This window comes from Paracoccus sp. L-17, from assembly GCF_056857655.1.
Map to the genome: position 1 here is coordinate 46,230 of NZ_JBSXNM010000045.1, position 23,176 is coordinate 69,405.

The 23,176-nt window shown below is 67.2% G+C and carries 23 protein-coding genes; 9 read left to right on the top strand and 14 right to left on the bottom strand.

Features of this window, described 5'->3' with window-relative positions:
• Nucleotides 1-40: 40 nt before the first annotated feature.
• Both AC13CR_RS16030 and AC13CR_RS16035 read right to left on the bottom strand, forming a co-directional pair.
• Nucleotides 41-508, bottom strand: coding sequence for an Lrp/AsnC family transcriptional regulator (locus tag AC13CR_RS16030; protein ID WP_292978036.1), 468 nt, complete (start codon nucleotides 506-508; stop codon nucleotides 41-43).
• Nucleotides 505-960: an Lrp/AsnC family transcriptional regulator gene (locus tag AC13CR_RS16035; protein ID WP_292951791.1), complete on the bottom strand. Its 456-nt coding sequence runs from the start codon at nucleotides 958-960 to the stop codon at nucleotides 505-507. Before AC13CR_RS16035 ends, AC13CR_RS16030 begins: the two co-directional genes overlap by 4 nt.
• Nucleotides 961-1,087: 127 nt before the next feature.
• Here AC13CR_RS16035 and ilvC point away from each other — a divergent pair, with 127 nt between their 5' ends.
• Nucleotides 1,088-2,110 (top strand): ketol-acid reductoisomerase, encoded by a 1,023-nt coding sequence (ilvC, locus tag AC13CR_RS16040; RefSeq protein WP_446233442.1) that lies wholly within the window; start codon nucleotides 1,088-1,090, stop codon nucleotides 2,108-2,110.
• A 53-nt stretch (nucleotides 2,111-2,163) separates the two neighbouring features.
• On the opposite strand, the gene yghU is transcribed toward ilvC, so the two are convergent.
• Both yghU and AC13CR_RS16050 read right to left on the bottom strand, forming a co-directional pair.
• Nucleotides 2,164-3,033: a glutathione-dependent disulfide-bond oxidoreductase gene (gene yghU, locus AC13CR_RS16045; RefSeq protein ID WP_482900691.1), complete on the bottom strand. Its 870-nt coding sequence runs from the start codon at nucleotides 3,031-3,033 to the stop codon at nucleotides 2,164-2,166.
• A gap of 104 nt (nucleotides 3,034-3,137) precedes the next feature.
• Nucleotides 3,138-3,842, bottom strand: a complete 705-nt coding sequence (locus AC13CR_RS16050) for a corrinoid protein (protein WP_292951800.1) — start codon at nucleotides 3,840-3,842, stop codon at nucleotides 3,138-3,140.
• 143 nt (nucleotides 3,843-3,985) lie between these two features.
• Here AC13CR_RS16050 and AC13CR_RS16055 point away from each other — a divergent pair, with 143 nt between their 5' ends.
• Both AC13CR_RS16055 and AC13CR_RS16060 read left to right on the top strand, forming a co-directional pair.
• Entirely contained in the window at nucleotides 3,986-5,065 is a 1,080-nt protein-coding gene (locus AC13CR_RS16055; RefSeq protein ID WP_293015407.1) for a PA0069 family radical SAM protein, read from the top strand.
• 27 nt (nucleotides 5,066-5,092) lie between these two features.
• Nucleotides 5,093-6,283, top strand: coding sequence for a winged helix-turn-helix domain-containing protein (locus AC13CR_RS16060; protein WP_292951806.1), 1,191 nt, complete (start codon nucleotides 5,093-5,095; stop codon nucleotides 6,281-6,283).
• Here AC13CR_RS16060 and bmt read toward each other — a convergent pair.
• The 4 genes from bmt to rpsF form a co-directional block, all read right to left on the bottom strand.
• Nucleotides 6,280-7,290 carry a betaine--homocysteine S-methyltransferase gene (bmt, locus tag AC13CR_RS16065; RefSeq protein ID WP_293015482.1) on the bottom strand — a complete coding sequence of 337 codons (1,011 nt, stop codon included), beginning with the start codon at nucleotides 7,288-7,290 and terminating at the stop codon, nucleotides 6,280-6,282. The two genes, AC13CR_RS16060 and bmt, sit on opposite strands and share 4 nt — an antisense overlap.
• A gap of 166 nt (nucleotides 7,291-7,456) precedes the next feature.
• Nucleotides 7,457-8,041 carry a 50S ribosomal protein L9 gene (gene rplI, locus AC13CR_RS16070; protein WP_292951809.1) on the bottom strand — a complete coding sequence of 195 codons (585 nt, stop codon included), beginning with the start codon at nucleotides 8,039-8,041 and terminating at the stop codon, nucleotides 7,457-7,459.
• Between the two features lie 12 nt (nucleotides 8,042-8,053).
• Nucleotides 8,054-8,281, bottom strand: coding sequence for a 30S ribosomal protein S18 (rpsR, locus tag AC13CR_RS16075; RefSeq protein WP_037205280.1), 228 nt, complete (start codon nucleotides 8,279-8,281; stop codon nucleotides 8,054-8,056).
• Between the two features lie 13 nt (nucleotides 8,282-8,294).
• Complete coding sequence (gene rpsF / locus AC13CR_RS16080) at nucleotides 8,295-8,672, bottom strand: 30S ribosomal protein S6 (RefSeq protein WP_292951820.1); 378 nt, start codon at nucleotides 8,670-8,672, stop codon at nucleotides 8,295-8,297.
• Between the two features lie 225 nt (nucleotides 8,673-8,897).
• Here rpsF and speB point away from each other — a divergent pair, with 225 nt between their 5' ends.
• The 4 genes from speB (at nucleotide 8,898) to AC13CR_RS16100 (ending at nucleotide 12,891) form a co-directional block, all read left to right on the top strand.
• Entirely contained in the window at nucleotides 8,898-9,857 is a 960-nt protein-coding gene (gene speB, locus AC13CR_RS16085; protein WP_292978035.1) for an agmatinase, read from the top strand.
• A 107-nt stretch (nucleotides 9,858-9,964) separates the two neighbouring features.
• Nucleotides 9,965-11,020 (top strand): peptide chain release factor 1, encoded by a 1,056-nt coding sequence (gene prfA, locus AC13CR_RS16090; RefSeq protein ID WP_292978034.1) that lies wholly within the window; start codon nucleotides 9,965-9,967, stop codon nucleotides 11,018-11,020.
• On the top strand, nucleotides 11,017-11,841 hold the full coding sequence (prmC, locus tag AC13CR_RS16095; RefSeq protein ID WP_292951829.1) for a peptide chain release factor N(5)-glutamine methyltransferase: 825 nt from the start codon (nucleotides 11,017-11,019) through the stop codon (nucleotides 11,839-11,841). The genes prfA and prmC overlap by 4 nt, the downstream gene beginning before the upstream one ends.
• Before the next feature lie 252 nt (nucleotides 11,842-12,093).
• Nucleotides 12,094-12,891, top strand: a complete 798-nt coding sequence (locus AC13CR_RS16100; protein ID WP_292951832.1) for a DUF4167 domain-containing protein — start codon at nucleotides 12,094-12,096, stop codon at nucleotides 12,889-12,891.
• A 156-nt stretch (nucleotides 12,892-13,047) separates the two neighbouring features.
• On the opposite strand, the gene rsmA is transcribed toward AC13CR_RS16100, so the two are convergent.
• From rsmA to lptF, 6 genes are all read right to left on the bottom strand, one after another.
• The gene (rsmA, locus tag AC13CR_RS16105; protein WP_292978033.1) at nucleotides 13,048-13,896 is read right to left on the bottom strand and encodes a 16S rRNA (adenine(1518)-N(6)/adenine(1519)-N(6))-dimethyltransferase RsmA; all 849 of its coding nucleotides are present in this window, start codon (nucleotides 13,894-13,896) and stop codon (nucleotides 13,048-13,050) included.
• A 64-nt stretch (nucleotides 13,897-13,960) separates the two neighbouring features.
• Nucleotides 13,961-14,926, bottom strand: coding sequence for a 4-hydroxythreonine-4-phosphate dehydrogenase PdxA (gene pdxA / locus AC13CR_RS16110; protein ID WP_292978032.1), 966 nt, complete (start codon nucleotides 14,924-14,926; stop codon nucleotides 13,961-13,963).
• A 4-nt stretch (nucleotides 14,927-14,930) separates the two neighbouring features.
• Complete coding sequence (locus AC13CR_RS16115) at nucleotides 14,931-16,202, bottom strand: peptidylprolyl isomerase (RefSeq protein ID WP_446232103.1); 1,272 nt, start codon at nucleotides 16,200-16,202, stop codon at nucleotides 14,931-14,933.
• Nucleotides 16,203-16,234: 32 nt separating this feature from the next.
• A complete protein-coding gene (locus AC13CR_RS16120; protein ID WP_292951844.1) occupies nucleotides 16,235-18,616 on the bottom strand; it encodes an LPS-assembly protein LptD in 2,382 nt (793 codons plus the stop codon).
• The gene (lptG, locus tag AC13CR_RS16125; protein ID WP_292951847.1) at nucleotides 18,613-19,722 is read right to left on the bottom strand and encodes an LPS export ABC transporter permease LptG; all 1,110 of its coding nucleotides are present in this window, start codon (nucleotides 19,720-19,722) and stop codon (nucleotides 18,613-18,615) included. Before lptG ends, AC13CR_RS16120 begins: the two co-directional genes overlap by 4 nt.
• Nucleotides 19,719-20,858 (bottom strand): LPS export ABC transporter permease LptF, encoded by a 1,140-nt coding sequence (lptF, locus tag AC13CR_RS16130; RefSeq protein WP_292951850.1) that lies wholly within the window; start codon nucleotides 20,856-20,858, stop codon nucleotides 19,719-19,721. The genes lptG and lptF overlap by 4 nt, the downstream gene beginning before the upstream one ends.
• A gap of 117 nt (nucleotides 20,859-20,975) precedes the next feature.
• On the opposite strand from lptF, the gene AC13CR_RS16135 reads away from it, so the two are divergent.
• Both AC13CR_RS16135 and AC13CR_RS16140 read left to right on the top strand, forming a co-directional pair.
• Nucleotides 20,976-22,577: a leucyl aminopeptidase gene (locus AC13CR_RS16135; protein WP_482900692.1), complete on the top strand. Its 1,602-nt coding sequence runs from the start codon at nucleotides 20,976-20,978 to the stop codon at nucleotides 22,575-22,577.
• A gap of 119 nt (nucleotides 22,578-22,696) precedes the next feature.
• Nucleotides 22,697-23,146 (top strand): DNA polymerase III subunit chi, encoded by a 450-nt coding sequence (locus AC13CR_RS16140; protein ID WP_292951856.1) that lies wholly within the window; start codon nucleotides 22,697-22,699, stop codon nucleotides 23,144-23,146.
• Nucleotides 23,147-23,176: the final 30 nt, after the last annotated feature.

Below are 23,176 nucleotides of genomic sequence, written 5' to 3' on the forward strand. Positions count from 1 at the left end.
GGACTGAACCTTGGGTCCAACGCACCGGGCCGCGATTCGTTCAGTCGGGCGCGCCCAGCGGACCCGGTCGGCGTTCTTCGGACAGCATCACATTCGCCTCGACCTGCCCGACGCCGGGCAGGGTCATGATCCGGCGACGCAGGATGCGTTCGAAATCGGATATGTCGCGGGCGGTGACGCGCAGGCGATAGTCGAACTGGCCAAGGACGTGCTGGACGATCTGGACCTCGGGGATCGCGGTCACGGCGCGTTCGAAATCTTCCAGGCTTGTTCGGCCCTTGGTGGCAAGCCGCACACCCAGGAATACCGACACCCCGAAACCGAGGGCGGTGTTGTCCACCACCACGCGCCGCCCGGCAAGAATGCCCTGATCGGTCAGCTTGCGGATGCGCCGCCATGCGGCGGGCTGGCCGATGCCGACCGCGCGCCCGATCCGGGCGGCGCTTGTGGTCGCGTCAGAGGCGAGGATGCGCAGGATCGCCAGATCGGTCGGGTCCAGGTCGCTCACAGCGCCAGCTCCACGCTGTCCTTGATCGTCGACACCAGCATCAACGCGTCGCTGTCCGAGACATGCGGTAGCCGCAGGATCCGGTCGCGATAGATTTGCTGCCAATGCGCCATGTCCCGCGCGATCACCGACAGACGCAGATCGACGCTGCCGAGGAAGGTCTGGATTTCCAGGACCTCGGGCACCTCGCGGGCGGCGGCGATGAAGTCGTCGAAAGCGCGCGGATCGGTCTTGTCCAGCGTGAAGCGCAGGCTGACCTGCACTTCGTAGCCAAGCGCGCGCCAGTCGATGCGGCCCTGGATCGCCGCGATGATCCCTGTCGCGCGCATCCTGTCCAGCCGCCGCCACAAGCTGGCCTGCGTGACGCCCGCCCGCTGCGCCAGATCGCTGTTCGGGGCGTCGGGATCGGCCAGAAGATGGCGCAGGATGCGGCGGTCGGTGGCGTCGTGCATGAATTATTCACATGAAGGGTCAACAGGCATGATCTTCGCGCTTTATTGCCATATTTCGATCAGAATGACCAAACGTCTTGTCCCGATTGATCGTAAAACCCGCTGATCGAGAGGAAAGGAAGAACCGATGCGTGTTTACTATGACCGCGATTGTGACGTGAACCTGATCAAGGACAAGAAGGTCGCGATCCTGGGCTATGGGTCGCAAGGCCACGCCCATGCCCTGAACCTGCGCGATTCCGGCGCCAAGAACGTCGTCATCGCCCTGCGCGAGGGCAGCCCCTCGGCGAAGAAGGCCGAGGCTGAGGGCCTGAAGGTCATGGGCATCGCCGAGGCAGCCGCCTGGTGCGATCTGATCATGTTCACCATGCCGGACGAATTGCAGGCCGAGACCTACCGGAAACACGTTCACGACAATCTGCGTGAGGGCGCAGCGATCGCCTTCGCCCACGGTCTGAACGTGCATTTCGGCCTGATCGAGCCGAAGCCCGGTGTCGATGTGATCATGATGGCCCCCAAGGGCCCCGGCCACACCGTGCGCGGCGAATACGTCAAGGGCGGCGGCGTGCCATGCCTGGTCGCGGTGCACAACGACGCGTCGGGCAAGGCGATGGATCTGGGCCTGTCCTACTGCTCGGCCATCGGCGGCGGCCGTTCGGGCATCATCGAGACCAATTTCCGCGAGGAATGCGAGACCGACCTGTTCGGCGAACAGGCGGTGCTGTGCGGCGGTCTGGTCGAACTGATCCGCATGGGATTCGAGACGCTGGTCGAGGCCGGCTACGAGCCGGAGATGGCCTATTTCGAATGCCTGCACGAGGTAAAACTGATCGTGGACCTGATCTATGAGGGCGGCATCGCCAACATGAACTATTCGATCAGCAACACGGCCGAATACGGCGAATATGTCAGCGGCCCGCGCATCCTGCCCTATGACGAAACCAAGGCGCGGATGAAGGCGGTTCTGCGCGACATCCAGTCGGGCAAGTTCGTGCGCGATTTCATGCAGGAAAACAGCGTCGGTCAGCCGTCGTTCAAGGCCACGCGCCGGATCAACGACGAACACCAGATCGAAAAGGTCGGCGCCAAGCTGCGTGAGATGATGCCCTGGATCAGCAAGGGCAAGATGGTGGATCGCACCCGCAACTGATCGCGGGGGACGGAAAACAGGGAAAGCCCGGGCCGGTCCCGGGCTTTCCGCTGTCAGGATTGCGGATCCAGCTTGTCCTGCGTCCTGGTCGCGAAATCCGATGCGTCGTGGCGTTCCCACAACTGCCCGGACGGCTCGCCCGAGGTCCTGTTCACCATGATGCCGCGTTTGACGGCGGGGCGGGCGGCAATTTCGGCTTCCCAGCGGGCGACGCTGGTATAGCTGGCGCCGTCAAGGAAGGTTGCCGCGTCGCCATAGGCGCCGCCTCTGATCAACCGACCATACCAGGGCCAGATCGCCATATCGGCAATCGTGTATTCATCGCCCGCCATGAAACGATGATCGGCCAGATGGCGGTCCAGCACGTCAAGCTGGCGTTTCACCTCCATCGCGAAACGGTCGATCGCATATTCGATCTTCGTTGGCGCATAATGATAGAAATGGCCAAAACCGCCGCCCAGATAGGGGGCCGAACCCATTTGCCAGAACAGCCAGTTCAGGGTCTCGGTCCTCAGGCTGGGGTCATGCGGCAGGAAGGCATCGAACTTTTCGGCCAGATACAGCAGGATCGCGCCCGATTCGAAGACGCGGCGCGGCGGCGTCACGGAATGATCCATCAGGGCGGGGATCTTCGAATTGGGGTTCACCTCGACGAAACCGCTGCCGAACTGGTCGCCATCGCCGATCCTGATCAGCCAGGCGTCGTAGTCGGCGGACTTGCCGGCCTCCAGCAATTCCTCCAGCAGAATCGTGACCTTCTGCCCGTTCGGCGTGGCCAGCGAATAAAGCTGGATGGGATGCTTGCCGACGGCCAAGGGCTTGTCATGGGTCGGCCCGGCGACCGGTCGGTTGGTGCTGGCGAATTGTCCGCCGTTTTCCTTTTCCCAGGTCCAGACCTTCGGCGGGGTGTAGTCGTCGTTCATCACATCTCCTGTCGGCTGCCGTGGTTGCAGCCAAGATGTGATGCGCGCGGCCGAAGTTCAACGTGAAGGCGTCGCACAGGTCATGTGCGCCCGTCCGAAGGACATCAACCCGCCGAAAGCTGGTTGTGCCTGCGCGCGATGAAGGTCTTGGCGGTTTCCACCGCGACGGCCGCATCCCGGCAATAGGCGTCGGCGCCGATGGCACGGCTGAATTCCTCGTTCAGGGGCGCGCCGCCGACCAGCACGATGTAGTCGTCGCGAATACCCCTTTCCTTCATCGTGTCGATCACGACCTTCATATAGGGCATGGTGGTGGTCAGCAGGGCCGACATGCCCAGGATGTCGGCCTCTTCCCGCGCAATGGCTTCCAGATAATTCTCGACCGGGTTGTTGATGCCCAGATCGACCACCTCGAAGCCGGCGCCCTCCATCATCATCGAGACCAGGTTCTTGCCGATGTCGTGGATGTCGCCCTTGACGGTTCCGATCACCATCTTGCCCATGCGCGGCGCGCCGGTTTCGGCCAGAAGCGGTTTCAGAATGGCCATGCCGCCCTTCATCGCACCCGCCGCCAGCAACACTTCGGGCACGAACAGGATGCCGTCGCGGAAATCATGGCCGACGATGGTCATGCCCGCGACCAGCGCCTTGGTCAGCACGTCATAGGGCGCCCAGCCACGGTCCAGCAGGATGTGGACGGCTTCCTCGATCTCGTCCTTCAGACCGTCATAGAGGTCGTCCATCATCTGCTGGACAAGCTCGTCGTCATCCAGTTCGGACAGGATGATCTCGTCGTCGTTCTGGGCCATCGGCACGACTCCTGATGCGTTTCACCGCGAAATGGACGCGATTTGACGAAATTGGAAAGCTGCAAAGCGACATGGCGGATCCCGCGCGCGACTTGTGTGTCGAATCGCTGGAAAGTGTTGCCATAATGTTCTAGATTTGCCGCATGTTGCCGCCCAGAAATCCCGATGAGCGCCTGAAGGCCCGCGGAGCCGATACCCGGCCCGATGGCCGGTTCGAGGTCCATAGCCGCGCGCGCGAGCATGACGGCTGGGAGATCCCCGAGGACGAGACGCTGCTGCGCACCGAAGTCGTGACCGAACAGCCGCGCAGCATCATCACCCGAAACACCTCGCCCGATATCTCGTTCGACCGGTCGATCAATCCCTATCGCGGCTGCGAACACGGCTGCATCTATTGCTATGCGCGGCCGAGCCACGCCTATCTGGGCCTGTCGCCCGGGCTGGATTTCGAAACCAGGATCACCGCCAAGCCCGATGCCGCGCGGCTGCTGGAACGCGAACTGGCCCGCCCATCCTACAGGCCCGCACCGATCGCGCTTGGCACCAATACCGATCCCTATCAGCCGATCGAGGCGAAGCTGGCGATCATGCCCGGTATCCTGCGGGTGCTGCGGGACTGGAATCATCCGGCGACACTGGTGACGCGCGGCCAGACCGTCCTGCGCGACCTGGACTTGTGGGCCGAGATGGCGGCCAGGGATCAGGCGGCCGTCGGCATCAGCATCACCACGCTGCAGCAGGATCTGGCACGCGCGATGGAGCCGCGCGCGCCCGCACCCGCGACCCGGTTGCGGATGATCCGCGAATTGTCGCGGGCGGGCGTGCCGGTGCGGGTCATGGTCGCGCCCGTGATCCCGGTCCTGACCGAACCCGAGATCGAGGCGATCCTGACTGCCGCGCGCGAGGCCGGCGCGACCACCGCCAGCATGATCCCGCTGCGCCTGCCCTACGAGGTCGCGCCGCTGTTCCGCGACTGGCTGGAACGTCACCGTCCCGGCATGGCCGCCCATATCATGAACCGGGTCCAGGCGATGCGGGGCGGACGCGACAACGATCCGCGCTTCGGTCACCGCTTCAAGGGCGAGGGGGTCGAGGCGCAACTGGCCTTGCAACGCTTTCGCCTGGCGCGCAAGCGACTGGGCTATCGCGAGGGCAGCCCGCCGCTGGATTGTTCGCGCTTCGGGCCGCCGCCGCGTGCGGGCGATCAATTGTCCCTGTTCTGACGCGCGCGATCGCGCCAGAGTGACCCGATGCGCCCGTTTCTGGACAATCAGACCGCCCGCCGCCTGTTTCTGGACCGGCATCTGCTGCTGCGCCCGGCATCCGGCCCCGGCCAGGGCGCCGATCTGCAATCGGTGCTGGACGATCTGGGCTTCGTGCAGGTGGACAGCGTCAACACCCTGGCCCGCGCCCATGACCTGATCCTGTGGTCCCGGCGCGGGCAATACCGGCCGCGGGGCCTGTCGCGCCTGGTCTCGCACCGCCGCTCGGCATTCGAACACTGGACCCATGACGCCTCGGTCATCCCGATGCAGTTCTACCCGATGTGGCGGCTGAAATTCGCGCGCGACGAGGCGCGGATGCGCCTGCGCTGGCCGGGGTGGCGCGGCAAGGGTTGGGACGCCGAGATTGACGGGGTTCTGCAACAGGTGGCCGATCATGGGCCGGCCTCGTCCCTGGAGGTGGGCGGCGGCGACAAGAAAGCCTCGTCAGGCTGGTGGGAATGGCATCCCTCGAAGACCGCGCTGGAATTCCTGTGGCGGTCGGGTCGGCTGGCAATCTGCCACCGCGCGGGCTTTCGCAAGTATTACGACCTGGCCCAGCGGGTTATCCCGGCCGAGCATCTGAACCGGCGGCTCGATGATGCCGAGATCGTCGATTGGGCCCTGTCTCGGGCGCTGTCGCGGCTGGGCTTTGCCAGCAGCGGCGAACTGGCCGCCTTCTTTGCCATTGCCACCCCCGCCGAGGCGAAATCATGGTGCGCCGGGGCGCTGGCGCGGGGCCGCATCATCGAGGTTGATGTGGAAATGGCCGATGGGTCGCGCCGCCGCAGTCTGACGTCGCCGGCAATGCTGGACGCGGCCCGGTCGCTGCCCGAGCCGTCCAATCGCGTGCGGCTGCTGTCGCCCTTCGATCCGGCCCTGCGCGACCGGACCCGCGCCGAGAGGCTGTTCGGTTTCCACTACCGGATCGAGATCTTCGTGCCCGAAACGCAGCGGCGATTCGGCTATTACGTCTTTCCGGTCATGCAGGGTGATCGCCTGATCGGGCGGCTGGATGCGAAACGCGAGGGCAGGACGCTGGCGGTTCGCGCCTTCTGGCCCGAAACCGGGGTGCGGATGGGCAAGGCACGCATGGCCGGGCTGTCGGCGGAACTGGACCGGGTCCGGCATCTGGCTGCGGCAGATGAGGTGACTTTTGCCGCGAACTGGCTGCGCTAGCCGCGCCGGCGGCCGCGCCGCTCGCGCACGGGACCGCCCTCGCCGGTGCCGTCGCTGGACGAACTGAACCCGCCCAGCTGTGACGCAATGGTTTCCAGCGAGGGGCGATCGCCGCGCGGGCGGGTTTCCAGCGCCTCGCGCATGGCGCGCAGGTGATCGGGCATGGTGCCGCAGCAGCCGCCGATGATCCTGACGCCCAGATCGCGGGCGAGGCAGGCGTAATCGGCCATCAAATCCGGCGTGCCGTCGTAATGGATGTGACCCGCCTCGAATCGCGGTATCCCGGCATTGCCCTTGGCGATAAGCGGGCGCTCGTTGCCCGAGGCGGCGAAACCCGTCACCGTCCGCAGCAGATCGGCGGCGCCGACGCCGCAATTCGCGCCATAGGCGACGGGCGGATTGGCCAGCTTTTCGACCGAGGCGGCCAGCTCGGCCGAAGTCACGCCCATCATCGTACGGCCGGCGGTGTCGAAGCTCATCGTGCCGCACCAGGGCATCCCGGCCAGCCTCGCGGCCTCGGCCGCGGCGCCGAATTCCTCGAAGGCGCTGATCGTCTCGACCCAGAGAACGTCCGCACCCCCGTCCTTCAGAGCCTCGGCCTGTTCGTGGAACATCTCGACCGCGGCCTCGCGGGTCAGGGTTCCCATGGGCGCCATGATCTCGCCCGTGGGGCCGATGCTGCCGGCGACGATTACCGCCCGGCCCGCCCTGTCGGCCACCTCGCGCCCCAGTTCGGCCGCTGCGCGGTTCAGTTCGGCCACCCGGCCCTGGGCCTTGTGCAGCTTCAGGCGGCTGGCATTGCCGCCGAAGGAATTGGTCAGGAACAGGTCGGACCCGGCCTCGACCGCGCCGCGATACAGCGTGCGGATCCTGTCGGGCTGATCGACATTCCACAATTCCGGCGGCTCGCCCGATTCCAGTCCCATGTTGAACAGGTTGGTCCCGGTCGCGCCATCGGCCAGCAGCCAGTCGTTTTGGTCCAGAAGTCGGCTCAGCGGATCGGTCATTTCTCTAACCTCGGTCATCGGGGCGAAAACCGTCCGGGGACGGTCACATGTCAACTGGTCCATGCTAGAAGCAGATCCGCCCGGACACAATTTCCGACCGAACGAATGAAAGACCGCGCCGGTTTCCCGACGCGGCTTCGATCTTTGTGTATTCGCGGAGGAAAGATCAGCGATCTTCCGCGTCGTCTTCGTCCGATGCGCCGCCGATATCGTCGAACAGCTCCGAGATCTCGAATTCGGCTTCGGCATCGGCTTCGGCCGCCAGGTCCTGGATCGATTTGCCCTGCGCCTGAAGCTCGGCCTCTTCGGGCGAGCGGGCGACGTTCAGGGTCACGTCGGCGGTGACTTCGGGGTGCAGCACGACGTTGACGACGTGCAGACCCAGATCCTTGATCGGGTTGCCCAGCACGACCTGCTTGCGGTCGATGCTGAAACCCGCCTCGGTCGCGGTGTCGGCCACGTCGCGAGTCGTCACCGACCCGTAAAGCGCGCCGGCATCCGAAGCCGAGCGGATGACCACGAAGGTCTTGCCGTCCAGCGACTTGGCGATCTTTTCGGCCTCGGCCCTGGTTTCGGAATTGCGTGCTTCCAGTTGGATCTTGCGATCCTCGAAGGCAGCGATGTTGGCGTCGGATGCGCGCAGCGCCTTGCCCTGGGGCAGCAGGAAGTTGCGGGCATAACCCTCTTTCACCTTCACCACTTCGCCCATCTGGCCCAGCTTGGCCACGCGTTCCAGCAGGATGACTTGCATGTTCCGGTCTCCTTACTTCACGGCATAGGGAAGCAGGGCAAGAAAGCGGGCGCGCTTGATCGCGCGGGCCAGCTCACGCTGCTTCTTGGCCGAGACGGCGGTGATGCGCGAGGGCACGATCTTGCCGCGTTCGCTGATATAGCGTTGCAGCAGACGGGTATCCTTGTAGTCGATCTTCGGCGCGTTATCGCCCGAGAACGGGCAGACCTTGCGACGACGGAAGAACGGTTTGTTCGCCATTTTTCTGATCTCCTCAGTTCCGGTCGCGACGGTCGCCGCGATCGCCGCCCCGGCGGTCGCCGCGCTCTTCGCGCTTCTGCATCTGGATCGAGGGACCTTCCTCGTGCTGGTCCACGCGGATGGTCATCACGCGCATCACATCGTCATGCAGCCGGGCCAGTCGCTCCATTTCCTGCACGGCGTCCGAGGGGGCGTCGCTGCGCAGGAAGGCGTAATGGCCCTTGCGGTTCTTGTTGATCTTGTAGGCGAGGGTGCGCACACCCCAGTATTCGTTGTCCACGACCTTGCCGCCATTATCGGCGAGAACGGTCGAGAAATGTTCGATCAGCCCTTCGGCCTGCGTGTTCGACAGGTCCTGACGGGCGATCAGCACATGCTCGTAAAGAGGCATGGCGATCCTTTCGGGTTCGGGCGCACTTCATAGGCGGGCTTCGACCTTCCGCGCCCGCCACGAGAGGTTGCGCGGATTGCATGTCTCGGCGGAAGGATGCGGCCTTATAGCCGGGAATGCTGCGGATGCAAGGCGATTCGGTGCCGCGCGTGTGGGCCAGTCCGCCCCTTGCCGAGCCCGCCGCGCGCCGGCATCGTGGCGGGGACAGCAGACAGGAGGCGGCGGATGGCGCTGGAAGATGCGAAGACCCAGGTCGATCAGGCGTTCACGCGCGACGATGCGCGCGGCCTGTCCTACGAGAATGCCTTTGGCGGCGCGACCAGTTTCCTGCGTCGCCGCTATGCCAAGGATCTGGCGGGCGTCGATCTTGCCGTGACCGGCATCCCCTTCGATCAGGCGGTGACGAATCGTCCCGGCACCCGTTTTGGCCCGCGCGCGATCCGCGAGGCATCGACCCTGCAACCCTATGATCCGCCCTATGGCTGGGGCTATGATCCGCTGAGCCTGCTGAGCGTCGTGGATCACGGTGACATGGCCTTCGATTACGCCAATATCCGCGAGGTGCCGGCCCGGATCGAGGCGCATGTGGGCAAGATCCTGGATGCCGGGGCCGCGCCCGTGACGCTGGGCGGCGATCACTTCATCACCCTGCCGATCCTGCGCGCGGTCGCGGCCCGGCGCGGGCCAGTGGCGCTGATCCAGTTCGACGCCCATTCCGACACCTGGGTCGATGACGATCCGGACCGGATCGACCACGGCACCTTTCTCTACAAGGCAATCCGCGAAGGCGTGGTCGATCCCGCGTCCAGCGTCAGCATCGGCATCCGCACGGAAAATCCCGACACGCTGGGCGTGACCATCCTGGATGCGCCCGGAGTCCATCGCGACGGCATCGACGCCACGCAGATCCGCATCCGCGAGGCGGTAGCAGATCGTCCGGTCTATGTCACCTTCGACATCGATGCGCTGGACCCGGCCTTCGCGCCGGGCACGGGAACCCCGGTCTGGGGCGGGCTGGCCAGTTGGCAGGCGGCGGCGCTGCTGCGCGGCCTGGCGGGTGTGGACCTGATCGGCGGCGACGTGGTCGAAGTCTCACCCCCCTATGACACGACCGGCGCGACGGCGGTGGCCGGCGCCCATGTCGCGATGGAGTTGATCGCGCTTTACGGCTGGACCCGGCGCTGATTGCGTCCCGCGATGGCCGGCGGCCAGCCCACGGACCTGCGGATATTTGAGGACCGAGACAGGACGGGTCGCTTGCCGATACCGTCTGGCTTGGGTAAGCGGTTCGGATGCTTCCCGAAGACCGCCTTGTCCAGATCGTTCAGCGTTTCGAGTTTCTCGAAGCGCGGCTGAACGCGGGGGCCGAGCCTGCCAGGATCGCCGAGATCAGCCGCGAATATGCCGAGCTGAAACCGGTCGTCGACGAGATCGCGGCATGGCGGACGGCGCGCGAGGGCATGGCCGAGGCGCAGGCGATGCTGGCCGATCCCGAAATGCGCGAACTGGCCGAGGACGAAGTGGCCCGACTGCGCGAGGCGCTGCCCGCGCTGGAACAGAAGCTGCGGATCGCGCTGCTGCCGCGAGACGCGGCCGACGCGCGGCCCGCGATCCTCGAAATCCGGCCCGGCACGGGCGGCGACGAGGCCGCGTTGTTCGCGGGCGATCTGCTGGCCATGTATCGCCGCCACGCCGAGGCGCAAGGCTGGGATTTCCAGGTTCTCGAACTGGCCGAAACGGAACTGGGCGGGGTCAAGGAGGCCGTCGCCCGGATCGCCGGCGAAGGCGTGTTCGCCAGGCTCAAATACGAATCCGGCGTTCACCGCGTCCAGCGTGTTCCCGCAACCGAAAGCGGCGGTCGCATCCATACCAGCGCCGCCACCGTGGCCGTCCTGCCCGAAGCCGCCGAGGATGCCGATATCGACATTCCGGCGGGCGATATCCGCATCGACACGATGCGCGCCTCGGGGGCGGGCGGGCAGCATGTCAACACGACCGATTCGGCCGTGCGGATCACCCATCTGCCGACCGGAATCGTCGTCACCAGCAGCGAGAAGTCGCAGCATCAGAACCGCGCCAATGCAATGGCCGTGCTGCGGGCCCGCCTTTATGACATGCAGCGCCAGAAGGCCGATGCCGACCGCGCCGCCGACCGCAAGTCGCAGGTCGGCAGCGGCGATCGAAGCGAGCGTATCCGCACCTACAATTTTCCCCAGGGGCGGATGACCGATCATCGGATCAACCTGACGCTCTATGCACTGGACAGGGTGATGGCCGGTGATCTGGCCGAGATCATCGACGCGCTGACCGCCCATGACCAGGCGGCGCGGCTGGCCGCCGAAGCATGAAACTGTCGCAGGCCCGGCGCGCGGCCGCGGCCGCGCTGCGTGCCGCCGGTATCGAGGGCGGCGCGCGCGATGCCGATCGCATCCTTGCCGCCATCCTGGGATTCGCGCCGCAGCGTTTGCGCCTTGTCGACGACCGCGATCTGAACCCGGTCGAGATCGCGCGTCTTGATCGTGACATCGCCGCCCGCGCCGCGCGGCAACCGGTTGCGCAGATCGTGGGCTTTCGCGACTTCTACGCCCATCGCTTCCGGGTCACCCGCGACACGCTGGACCCACGCCCCGAGACCGAAACCCTGGTTCGGGCGGCGCTGGATCTGCCGTGGCGCAACCTGCTGGACATGGGCACCGGCACCGGCGCGATCCTGATCTCGTTGCTGGCGGCACGGCCCGGCACGGCAGGGACGGGCACCGACATTTCCCAGGCCGCGCTTGACGTGGCGCGGACCAATGCCCAGATGAATGGCGTGCCGGCATCGTTCATGCGGGCCGACTGGTATGACGGCATTGTCGGACGTTTCGACCTGATCGTGTCGAACCCACCCTATCTTGCGCTGCACGAGATGGACGATCTGGCCCCTGATGTCCGGCAGTGGGAGCCGCATTGCGCCCTGACAGATGGCGGCGACGGGCTGGCCGCCTATCGCATCATTGCCGCCGGGGCGGCGGACCGACTGACCGAGGGTGGACATGTTCTGGTCGAAATCGGGCCTGCCCAGGGGCCCGATGTCGCCGGCCTGTTCCGCGAGGCCGGGGCGCAAACCCGCCTGATCCGCGATCTGGATGGGCGGGATCGTGTCGTTCTGGCCGGTTTCCAGCCCTGAAACGGCAGGTTGTCGCGATTTTGCGGGAAATCGGACAAGTTTTCCCTTGTATCGGCCGGTCGCGCATGGTTAGTCGGCATCGTGCCGGGGCCGACAAGCCACCGCACGGGTCAGCCTGACACAGCCGAAACCGACTGGCGCGCGCCGCGTGCCGTCAGGTGCAAGGCCGGGTTGAACGGTATGGCGTCTTTCGCCGCAGATGCCGCCCGCAACGCCGTCCAGACCAAACTGGAACCACTGACAGACAGAGTGATGAGATCATCGAAATCCCGTTCGCGCAACAAGTCGAACCGCCAGCGTTCGCTGGGCAATATCGTAAACCGCGTCTTTGACAGCTCGGGTCCCGAGGGCAAGGTGCGTGGCACGCCCCAGCAGATCATCGAGAAATATCTGACACTGGCGCGCGATGCCCAGCTGTCCAACGACCGCGTGGCCGAGCAGAGCTTTCTGCAACATGCCGAACACTACACGCGGATGCTGGGCGAGGCGCAGCGCGAGATGGCCGAGCGCCAGAATCAGCACCAGCAGAACAATCCGCATCATCAGCAGAACCGCCAGGGCGGCGATGACGAGCAGGGTCGCGATGCGCAGAATCGCGATTCCGGTCGCGGCGAAGTGACGCCGCAGCAGAATGGCCGCGATCATGCCGGCAGGGACCGCGATCAGAATCAGCGCGACGGCCACCCCCCGCGCGATCACGCGCAGTCAGAGAGCGAATCGGTCCCGGATCGGCGCGCCGATGCCCCTGCCACGACCGAAACTTCGGTGGAATCGGTCACGCGTAAATCGCCCGGTCGTAACCGCCGAGCCGCGCCGCCTGAATCCGGCGATGGCCTGCCCGATGCCGTGGGTGCCGGCGAAGACGACAAGACCGGACCGGTCGAGACGCCCGAGGCCGGCGCTGCAAAGCCGGCCCGGTCGCGGGCACCGCGCGGCACCGCCCGCGCACCCGCGACGCGCAGTCGCCGCAAGCCCGCCGCCGAGCCGGACGAAGGCGTCGCGGTTCCCCAGGGCGGCCAGAATGCGGCACCCGAGGAAAACCAGTCCTGATCCACACCCGGAGCCCGTCCGCGCGCGGCGCTGCGGCCCACCGGGGCGGCAGGATCGGCAGGTCGGCGGATCCTCGAGTGTGGCTCGACGGCGCAGCGCCCGCCGTGACCGGATTGCGCGAATAGACCTTGGGTCGACGGCAGGGATGGCTCGATTCTAGCCGCGGGTTTCGGCCAACAGGCGGGCCAGCGCGCAGAAATGGTCGAGGTCGATTTCCTCGGCCCTAGCGGTGGGGGCGATATCCGCCCGTTCCAGCAGCCCTTCGATGGCGGGGTGAAGTCCGCGCAAGGCGGCGCGCAGCATCTTGCGGCGCTGGTTGAAGGCGGCGGCCGTCACCTGCGACAGGATCGCGGGATCGGCCGGGAAGCGCGGCTGCGGCAGCGCGGTCAGCTGGACCACGGCGGAATGAACCTTGGGGGCGGGCACGAAGGCCTCGGGCGGCAGCGTCATCACGATCTGCGCATCGGCCCGCCACTGTGCCAGCAGCGCGAGGCGGCCATAGGCCTTGCTGCCGGGTCGGGCGACGATCCGTTGGGCCACCTCTTTCTGGAACATCAGCGTCAGCGATTGCCAGAAGGGCGGCCATTCGGGCGGGGTCAGCCAGCGGATCAGCAATTCGGTGCCGACGTTATAGGGCAGGTTCGCGGCGATGCGGATCGGCGGTGTCAGAAGCGCCAGCGGGTCGATCTCCAGCGCGTCGCCGTGCAGCACCGTCAGCCGCCCCGGATAGGCCCCGGCGATCTGGGCCAGAGCGGGCAGGGCACGAGCATCCTTTTCGATGGCCAGGACATGACGCGCGCCCTCGGCCAGCAATCCGCGCGTCAGGCCGCCGGGGCCGGGGCCGATTTCCAGCACATCGCATTGGCTGATGTCCCCCGCCTGACGGGCGATCTTCGCGGTCAGATTCAGATCCAGAAGGAAGTTCTGGCCCAACTGCTTCCTGGCCCGCAGATCGTGGCGCGCGATCACCTGCCGCAGGGGCGGCAGATCGTCGATGCCGCTCATGCCGGCGCGGCCGGGGGTTTTGCACCCCCGGACCCCCGCAGGGTATTGGGACAACGAAGAAGCCTCATTCGCGGGCGGCCGCCATGTCGCGGGCCATCTTCAGGGCCGCGATGGTCGAGGCCGGATCGGCGCGGCCGGTGCCGGCGATGTCGAAGGCGGTGCCGTGATCGGGCGAGGTGCGGACGAAGGGCAGGCCCAGTGTGACATTCACGCCGCCCGCGAAATCCAGCGTCTTGATCGGAATCAGCGCCTGATCGTGATAGGCGCAGATCGCCGCGTCCCAGCGGGCGCGGGCCGGAGCGTGGAACATCGTGTCGGCGGGCAGCGGGCCGGTCAGGTCCAGCCCCTCGGCGCGAAGCCGGTCCAGCAGCGGCAGGATGCGCTGACTTTCCTGGCGGCCCATCGCACCGCCCTCGCCGGCATGAGGGTTGAGCCCGGCGACCGCGAGCCGCGGCGCGGGGATGCCGAAATCGCGAATCATCGCGGCGTGGGTGATGCGGATCGCCTGTTCCAGCGCCGCATCGGTCAGCGCCTCGGGCACCTGTTCCAGGGGGATGTGGATCGTCGCGGGCACGACACGGCAGGGCGGCGCCACCGTCGTCGAGGCCAACATCATCGCCACCGGCATGCCGCCCGCCAGATCGGCCAGATATTCGGTATGGCCGGGAAAGGCAAAGCCCGCGCCATCCCTCAGCGCCTGTTTGCTGATCGGCAGGGTGGTGAGCCCCGCCGCCTCGCCGCGCATGACCAGGGCCACGGCCTGCGCGATCACCGCGATCACGCCGGCCGCATTGGCCGGATCGGGGCGGCCGGGACGGGCGAGGGCGGGGAAATCGTGGCGCAGCACCGGCAGATGGCCATCGGGCACCGTGTCGGAGGGGGCGGCGATCTGGGTCCATGCGGTGCCGTCGGGCAGATGGCGCGGATCGCCCATCCAGGCGAAATCGACGCCTGAAGCCAGAGCCAGCGGCGCCAGTTCCGGGCCGATCCCGGCAGGTTCGCCACAGGTCAGGATGATCCGCCCCGGCATCGTCTCAGGGCCGCCGGATCACCGCATCGGCGCGGAGTTCCGCCAGATAGGCCTCGGCGGCCTCGTTGGCCTTGCGGTTGAAAAGATCCTCGCGCAGGGTTTCGCGGCTGGGCAGGCCGCCGGGGGTCGGGACCGCGTTCTCGACCCCGTCGGCGGGTCGCGCGGTGACCGGCACATCGGGTCCGGTGTCTGCCAGAAGCGCGGGCTGGCGCGAACACAGCATGACCAGATCGGCCGCGCCGCCGTAGCTCACCACCGCTGCCTCGTCCGGGTCGAGAGAGGCGAGCCGCGTCGCGATCAGCGTGGGAATCCGGTTCTGCGAAGCGGTCTGCCTGGCAATTTGCGCACCGGCCTGCGGCCCCGCCTGGACGTAGAGATCGTCGCAGGACCGGGTCCGGGCCGCCAGCGTCGCCGCCTCGCTGGCCGAACCCATCCGCAGCGTCATGTAGTCCAGCACCTGTTCACGCGCGCCGGGGCGCAGCGTGCCCTGCGTGTCGCGCAGCAGGAACAGCACCACGGCGCCCTGCACCGTCAGCGGCCGGCTGACCTGTCCCGGTTGCAGCGCGGTCACGATCGGGCGCAGGCTGGGTGGCAGATTGTCCAGCGCGACCCAGTTCAGGCGTCCGCCCTGCGCCGCCGATCCGGCAGCCGAATATTGCCGCGCGGCGGCGGCGAACTGCGCTTCGGACGGGTTCGAGCCGGCGATCTGGCTGGCCCGCGCCATCGCCTGCTGTTCCTGGCCCGGGGGCGCCGGGATGACCAGTTCCGACAGCAGCACACGATTGACGACCGGCGTTTCGACCACGCGCTTCAGTTCCTGATCCAGTTCGGCGTCGCTGACCTTGATCCGGGGCAGCAGACGCTGGCGGATGACCGCCCGCCAGGCGACGCCCGCCTTGACGAAATCGCGATAGGCCTGCTGCTCGACTCCGGCGCGTTCCAGCGCCACGGTGAATTCGGCGGCGCTGAGACCGGCGCGGCTGGCGAATTCCTCGAGCCCGTTCTGCAGGCCTTCCTCGGTCACCTCGATGCCCAGTTGCTGGGCCGCATACATCCGCAGCCGGTCCTGGACCAGCGCGTCCTCGGCCGCTTTGGCATCGACGGCCGGCGCGCCCAGGATCTGCATGAAACGCTGGCGCTGGCCGACTTCGTAGCGGGTTACGGCCTTGTTGTTGACGTAGATCACCGGCTCGAACGGATTTTGCGCGGCCGCGGGCGCCGCTGCGCCGAAAGCCATCACCGCCGCGATGGCCAGGCCGGAAAGGATGTGCCGCATCTGCTGCCCCCAAATCTGTCTTTGGCGCGACACTAGCGCATGCATGTTCGTCGCGCCACCGTGCCCGACGCGTCATCGCTGCGTCCGAACCCGCCCAGCCGCACCGACAGGTCGAAGCTGGTTTCGGGGCGCACGCTGTCCGAGGCGGTGAAGCGCCGCGAGACACCCATTTCCATCGTCAGGCACTCGTTGCGATAGGCCAGATCCAGCGACGCGCTTTGCGCCCGGTCGGCCACGAAGTCGTAGCGGGTTTCCGCGTTGGCCCACCAGCCGCGCCTGACCTGCCAGCCGACATTGCCCGTCAATTCGCTGATATCGCTGTCCCGGCCCTCGGCGGCGTCGCTGTCGATCCACAGATGTCCGGCCGAAACCTGCAGATCCGGCCGCAGCAGGCCAAGCCGCAATTCGTTGCGCGAAATGTTGAAATCGTCGTCGAACAGGGCCCGGTTGGCGATCGCCAGCCCGTTGCCGCTGTCGTAATTCGCGGCCAGCAACCAGTCCGACCGCCGCCCGGCCAGCGGCGAATCGGGCGCGAAGGCCCGATCGGGACGGTTGCGCAGCACGCGGCCGGCGGTCAGGCCCAGCGACCAGCCGGTCGGATCGATCCGGGTCCAGCTGAGTCCCAGATTGGCCCTGAGTCCTGTCTCGCGGGCATCATAACCGGGAAAGCGGTTGTCCGAGAAAAGGTTGCCTTCGTCGAACTCGATCAGGCGACTGTCTTCGTTCGGGATCTCCTTGTCGCTGCCGGGCGGGCTCCACAGCAATTGGGCGACAGGTTCGACCAGATGGGTCGCGCCGCCGCTGCCGCCGATCAGCGGCCAGCGCAGTTCGACGCCGATCCGGGGGTCGACGCGGGTCTCGACATCGTCATATCGGCTGTCCTGCGCGATCCGGTAGAGATCGGCATCCAGCCCCGCGATGGCCGCGCCGACAAGACCGCCCGGCAGGATTTCCTGCCGCCGCCAATCCAGCCCGACCGAGCCGCGCGCCACGTCCCGCCCGACCTGATCGGCATCCGACGGCCGACGATGGGCATGGGCGGACCATTCCATCAGTCCCTGGCCACCGATCAGATCCGGGACGAAGCGGCGCTGCCAGATCACATCGGCGACCTGCGCGGGCGAGGTGGCGTTGTTTTCATCGTCGCGCAGTGATTCGTAGTTCCCGACGCGGCCGAAGAACAGCTTTTCGCGGGTGATCCGCTCCAGCGAGATGCCGCTCCACAGCCGGTCGGCATCGGTAATGCCGTAATCCAGCAGATAGCCGCGATCGGAGGCCGCCTGGACCTGGATGCCCAGCCGGTAGCCGCGCGGCAGATCGAAGGCTGCATTGCCGAAAACATAGCCGCGCGTCTTGCCCGGCATGATGTCGTCTCGGCTGATCGCGCCGTTCCATTCGGTTACGCCACGTGCGAATGCCTGACGATAGCGCAATTCCAGCGTCCGCGTGCGATTGGCCGAAACATAGGGCGTGATGGTCAGATCCGCCTGATCGCCGAGGGTCTGGAAATAGGGGATTTTCACCCCGAAACCCAGATTCGAGGTCGTGCGGATTTCGGGCCGTAGAAAGCCCGATTTCCGATCGACCGTCGGGTCAGGCGCTGTGATCGTGAAAGGCGTTGCGGCAATGGGGATGCCGAAGGCGCGAAGCTGCGGGTTCTCGAAGGTGATCAGCCTGGTCTGGGCGTCATGCGTGATCGAACGGGCGCGGATTTCCCACAACGGGGTGGGATTCTGGGGGCTGACCAGACAGGCCGAGGCGACAACGCGGTCCAGCCTGGTGAATCGCCCCTCGCCGCTGCGGGTGGCCTGGCGTGCCGCCAGTTGCAATTCGCGGGCGATGATCAGCCGCGCGCCGCGGATGATCCCGTCCTGCAACTTGCGGTCAAGCTGCGCGGAATCGGCGATCACGATCGCGTCACGCCCGGGATCGGTGACGCCCGGGCGCGACAGGTGGATCGGGCCCTCGATGGTCAGATCGCCGCTGTCGCCGTTCACGATGATGCGCGAGGCAACGAGGCGCGCATCCTGATACCAGACCACCACGCCACCCGACGCGATCAGGGTATTGTCGGCCTGCAGGATCATCCTGTCGGCCAGCACCGTCGCCGCGTCTGCCGTGGCGCTGCTGGGTGTGAACGGCTGACCAAGGGAATCGCCGGTCGTATCGGGGGCCACCGATTGCAGCGGCGGCTGTTCGGGGGTGCGATCGCCAAGCACCATCCGATCGCTCAGCGGCGTGGCCAGGGGCGCAAGGGCGGGTTGCTGCGCGCTTAGCGTCGACAGCGGCGCGCCGCCCGCGCCCGAAACCTCGCCCGCGCCGCCGGTCGTCATCTGGGCCCAAATCGCGCCCGGCAGCAATGCAGCCGCGATCCCGGCCGTGATCGAAAGTCCTTTTCCGCGTGCGCCGATCATCCATCCTCCCGCGCCAGGATCACGCCCAGGGCCAGCAGCGCACCGACCAGCGGCGGCGCCCAGCCCGCCATGATCGGCGGCACCTGTCCGTTGTCACCCAGAATCTGCGCCAGATTGCGCAGAAAGAACAGCCCGATCCCGGCCCCGAAGGCGATCAGCACCGCAACGCCCGTATTGCGCCCGCGAACGTGGCGCATGGTAAAGGCGGCCGCGATCAGCACCATCGCCGCCATCACGAAGGGGCGGGCCAGTTCCATCTGGAACCAGACCTTGTGTCGCGCGGCCGAGAATCCGGCCCGCTCCAGCCCGGCGATGAAGCCCGGCAATTGCCAGACCGGAACCGCCTCGGGGCGGCCGAACCCGTCGCGAATCCGCTGCGCGGTCAGGTCCGAGGCCAGAGACAGGGTTTCGTCCGTTCGGGCCGAAGCCTCGGGGTTGGGCTGGTCCAGCGGATAATCTCGCGCGTCGCGCAAACGCCATTCGCCCGGCACCAGCTGCGCCTCGGCCGCCTCGATCCGCCGGTCCGGGCCGCTGCCCGCGCCGAAGACGAGGAAGGTGGCATCGTAGAGCGTGGTCGCATCGGGACTGGCGCGTCTGGCGCGGATGACGATCTGCCCGGCCTCCTTGCCGTCGCTGATCAGCGCCTGCCGCAGCCAGACTGCGCTGTCGCCCAGTGAAACCGTCTGACTGCCGTCGCGCTCGATCTCGGCCACGGCCCGGTCGAATTTGGCCCCGGTCGCCGCAACCATGGGGTTCAGCAGGCCCACCGCCAGCGCGCCGACCAGCCCGGCCGTCACTGCAGGCGCGGTCACGACCTTGATCCCGGACCTTCCCGAAGCCCGGATCGCGACCATCTCCGATGACCGCGCAAGCCCCAGAAACAGCGCGATCCCGGCCAGAACCGTGATCAGCGGCAGGATCGAATAGAAGGACGAGGCAATGTTCAGCGCCGCCAGCCGGAAGGCTCCGCCCAGCCCGATATCGCGCCCGGAAAAGCGGCGGATCATCTCGATCATGTCGATCAGCAGCAGGATCAGCAGGAACGCACCCGCGATCAGCAGAAGCCCGCGCAGAAAACGCCGGGCGACATAGCGCGCAAGGATCATGGCGCCGCCCCCGCCGCGCGTGCGGGCCCACGTAATCGCCGGGGTCGCGCCGCCAGCCACAACAGCGCGACCGAGATCGCCGCCCCGGCCAGGGCGGGCACATACAGAACCGGCCAGAGCCGCGGGTCGCGCCCGGCCTGATCGGCCGCGGCATTGCCCAGGAACTGAACCGCGATCAGGCACAGGATCGCCCAGAAGACCTGCCGCCAGACCCCGAATCGCGAATATCCGCCGATCAGCAGCGTGGCAAAGCCGATCATCGCCGCGACCGGCGACAGCAACGGCTTGGCGATCCGTTCATGCGCCTCGCGCAGCGATTCGGCGGCGCTGGCCCCGGTCGCCTGCAACAGCGCCGCATCGGGGTTCAGCAGCCGCCAGGTGCCGTAGTCGCGCAGATCGCGACCGCTGCGGGCGCGGTTCTGGAAAAGGCTGCCGATGTCATAGCGAAATTCGTCAAAGCGCGTCAGCGACAGCCGCCGGTTCTGGTCCCGGACCTGCAGGTTCTGGACCATGCCCGACAGCAGCACCAGCACAGGCCCGGTCGTGGCCCTGACGACCAGCGCCTCCTCCGAGGTATAGATCTTCTGGTCGGCGGGATCGCGCGCATCCTCGATGAACAGGTCCAGCAGGCGGCCGTCGCTGGCAATGTCGCGGATGAACAGCGTCACCCCGTCGGCCGGATACTGAAAGATCCCCGGACGCAGGAATTGGCCGGTGACATTCTCGGCCAGTTCGGCCTGCCGCTCGGCCAGCCGCGCCCGCGCCGCGGGCACGAGACCGTGAACCAGCACCGCCACCATCAGGCCGACGAAGACGCCGAAGATCAGGACCGGACGCGCCAGCCGCCAGGGCGACAGGCCCGCCGCCTGCATCGCCACCATCTCGGACTCGCCCGACATGCGGTTGGTGCCATAGGCCGCCGCCGCGAAAGCCGCCACCGGCAGCACGATCGAGATGACCAGAGGCAGGGTCAGCGCGGTGAATTCCAGCACGACAAGGGCGGTCTGGCCATCGTTCAGAAGCTGATCGAACAGGTTGACCGCGCGATTGACCCAATAGACCGAAACCAGCACCAGGGCGAAAAAGCCGAACAGCGTCAGCAACTGGCTGAGGATATAGCGGTCGATCCGGGGCATCGGGGCGGGCGGGCTTTCGGCTGCGGTGTCGGGCCCTGCTTACCGGCTGGCGCGGCTCTGGCCAAGAGCCGGAAGCAGGACTAGGGTCCGATGCGAACAGATCGCCAGGAGGCCCGCATGACCCAGCCCGTCGAAATCGCCTTTACCGAAACCGCGCCCGGCACGCTGGCCACGCATGAGGGCCGGGTTGCGCTGATCGTCGCGCCCGGCGGGAATCTGCCAAGGGGCCTGCCGCGGTCGGCGCGGGCCGCCGCGCGGCGGGCGCTGGATTCTAATGCCGGCAAGGCGCTGAAGCCGGGCGGGGCGCTGGAACTGGCCTTCCCCGCGGGCATGGCCGCCGAGGCGCTGCAACTGGTTTCGCTGCCGGCCCGCGCCTCGGCCGCCGAAGCCCGAAGAGCCGGCGCCGCCATCGGTGCGAAACTGGGCCGGACCCATACCCTGGTCCTGGCGGGGGCGCACAGGCAGGCCGCCGAGATCGCCCTGGGCCTGGCACTGCGCGGCTATGACTTTTCGGTCTACCGGACCGGTTCCGAAAGCGGCGATTCCGCTGCCGCCGAGAACAGCGAGACGCCGCCGCAAAGCCTGTCTCGTCAGGGTGCGGCCGGCGATGCGCGGCTGTCGGATGCCCAGACGCCGGGAGAGGCGACCGGCGACGACGGCGAGACGCCCGTTTCGGCCAAGGCCCGCGTGACCTTCATGGCCAAGAACCCCGAGGCGCTGGCCAAGTCGGCGAAGGACGGCGCCGCCGTGGCCGAGGGTGTGTTCTTCACCCGCGATCTGGTCAGCGAACCGGCCAACGTTCTGACCACCACGGATTTCGCCGACCGCCTCAAGGCGATGGAAGAGATCGGCCTCGACGTCGAAGTGCTGGACGAGGACAAGCTGGCCGAACTTGGGATGCGCGCGCTGCTGGCGGTGGGGCAGGGAAGCGCCTCGCCCTCGCAGGTGGTGGTTCTTCGCTGGAATGGCGGCGACAGGGATGCGGCGCCGCTGGCCCTGTGCGGCAAGGGCGTGGTGTTCGATTCCGGCGGCATCTCGATCAAGCCGTCGGCCGGCATGGAAGAGATGACCATGGACATGGGCGGCGCGGGGGTCGTGGCGGGCGTGATGCGCACGCTGGCCCTGCGCCGGGCCAGGGCCAATGTCGTCGGCCTCGTCGGTCTGGTCGAGAACATGCCCGACGGCGCGGCCCAGCGACCGGGCGACATCATCCGTTCGATGAAGGGCGATACGATCGAGGTCGTCAACACCGACGCCGAGGGCCGTCTGGTTCTGGCCGACGTCCTTTGGTATGCGCAGACCCGGTTCCAGCCCGCCGCCATCGTTGATCTGGCGACGCTGACCGGCGCGGTGATCATCGCGCTTGGCCATGACAATGCGGGCGTGTTCAGCAACGACGACGATCTGGCCGGCAACATTCTGGCTGCCGCGCGGGCCGAGGGCGAGGGCGCGTGGCGCCTTCCGCTGGGCAAGTCCTATGACGATCTGATCAAGTCGCGTCTGGCCGACATGAAGAATACGGGCGGCCGCGCGGCGGGCTCGATCACGGCGGCGCAGTTCCTGCAACGCTTCGTGCGCAAGGGCCAGCCCTGGGCGCATATCGACATCGCCGGCGTCGCCCTGCCGCCCTCGGCCACCGATCTGGCACCGAAAGGGGCGACCGGCTGGGGGGTGATGACGCTGGACCGGCTGATCCGCGACCGCTTCGAGGCCGAATGAGACGCGCGAGGCTGGCAGCCCGGACATGCGCCGCCGACAAGGAACCGGGCCTTCGCGCCGGCGCCCGACCCGGCGGCGTGCGCCGATCCGACAGCGGATGGTACCCGGTATCCTGAGCGATGGGAAACGCGCTGTTCTATCATCTCACCCGCTCGCCCGCCGAATCGCTGCTGCCGGTTCTCATCGGCAAGTCGCTGGCGGCGGGCTGGCGCGTGGAATTGCGCGGCACCGACCCCGAGCGCATGGACCAGCTGGACCGCCATCTGTGGCAGGGCGACGGTTTTCTGCCCCACGGTCTTGCCGGAGGCCCCCATGATGCACGCCAGCCGGTTCTGCTGACCGTCGCGGGACAGCCCGCCACCAACCGAAGCTCGTGCCTGATGGCGCTGGAGGGGGTCGAGGTCGCGGTGCAGGAGGTCCAGACATTGCAACGCGCCTGCATCATCTTCGATGGCGGGGACGCCGTCGCCACGACCCGCGCTCGCGACCAGTGGAAGGCGCTGACCGGCGCCGGCGTGACCGCCGAATACTGGTCCGAGGAAAGCGGCCGCTGGGAACGCAAACGCTGACCCGCGGATCCGCGCGGCGTGATTCGCGGC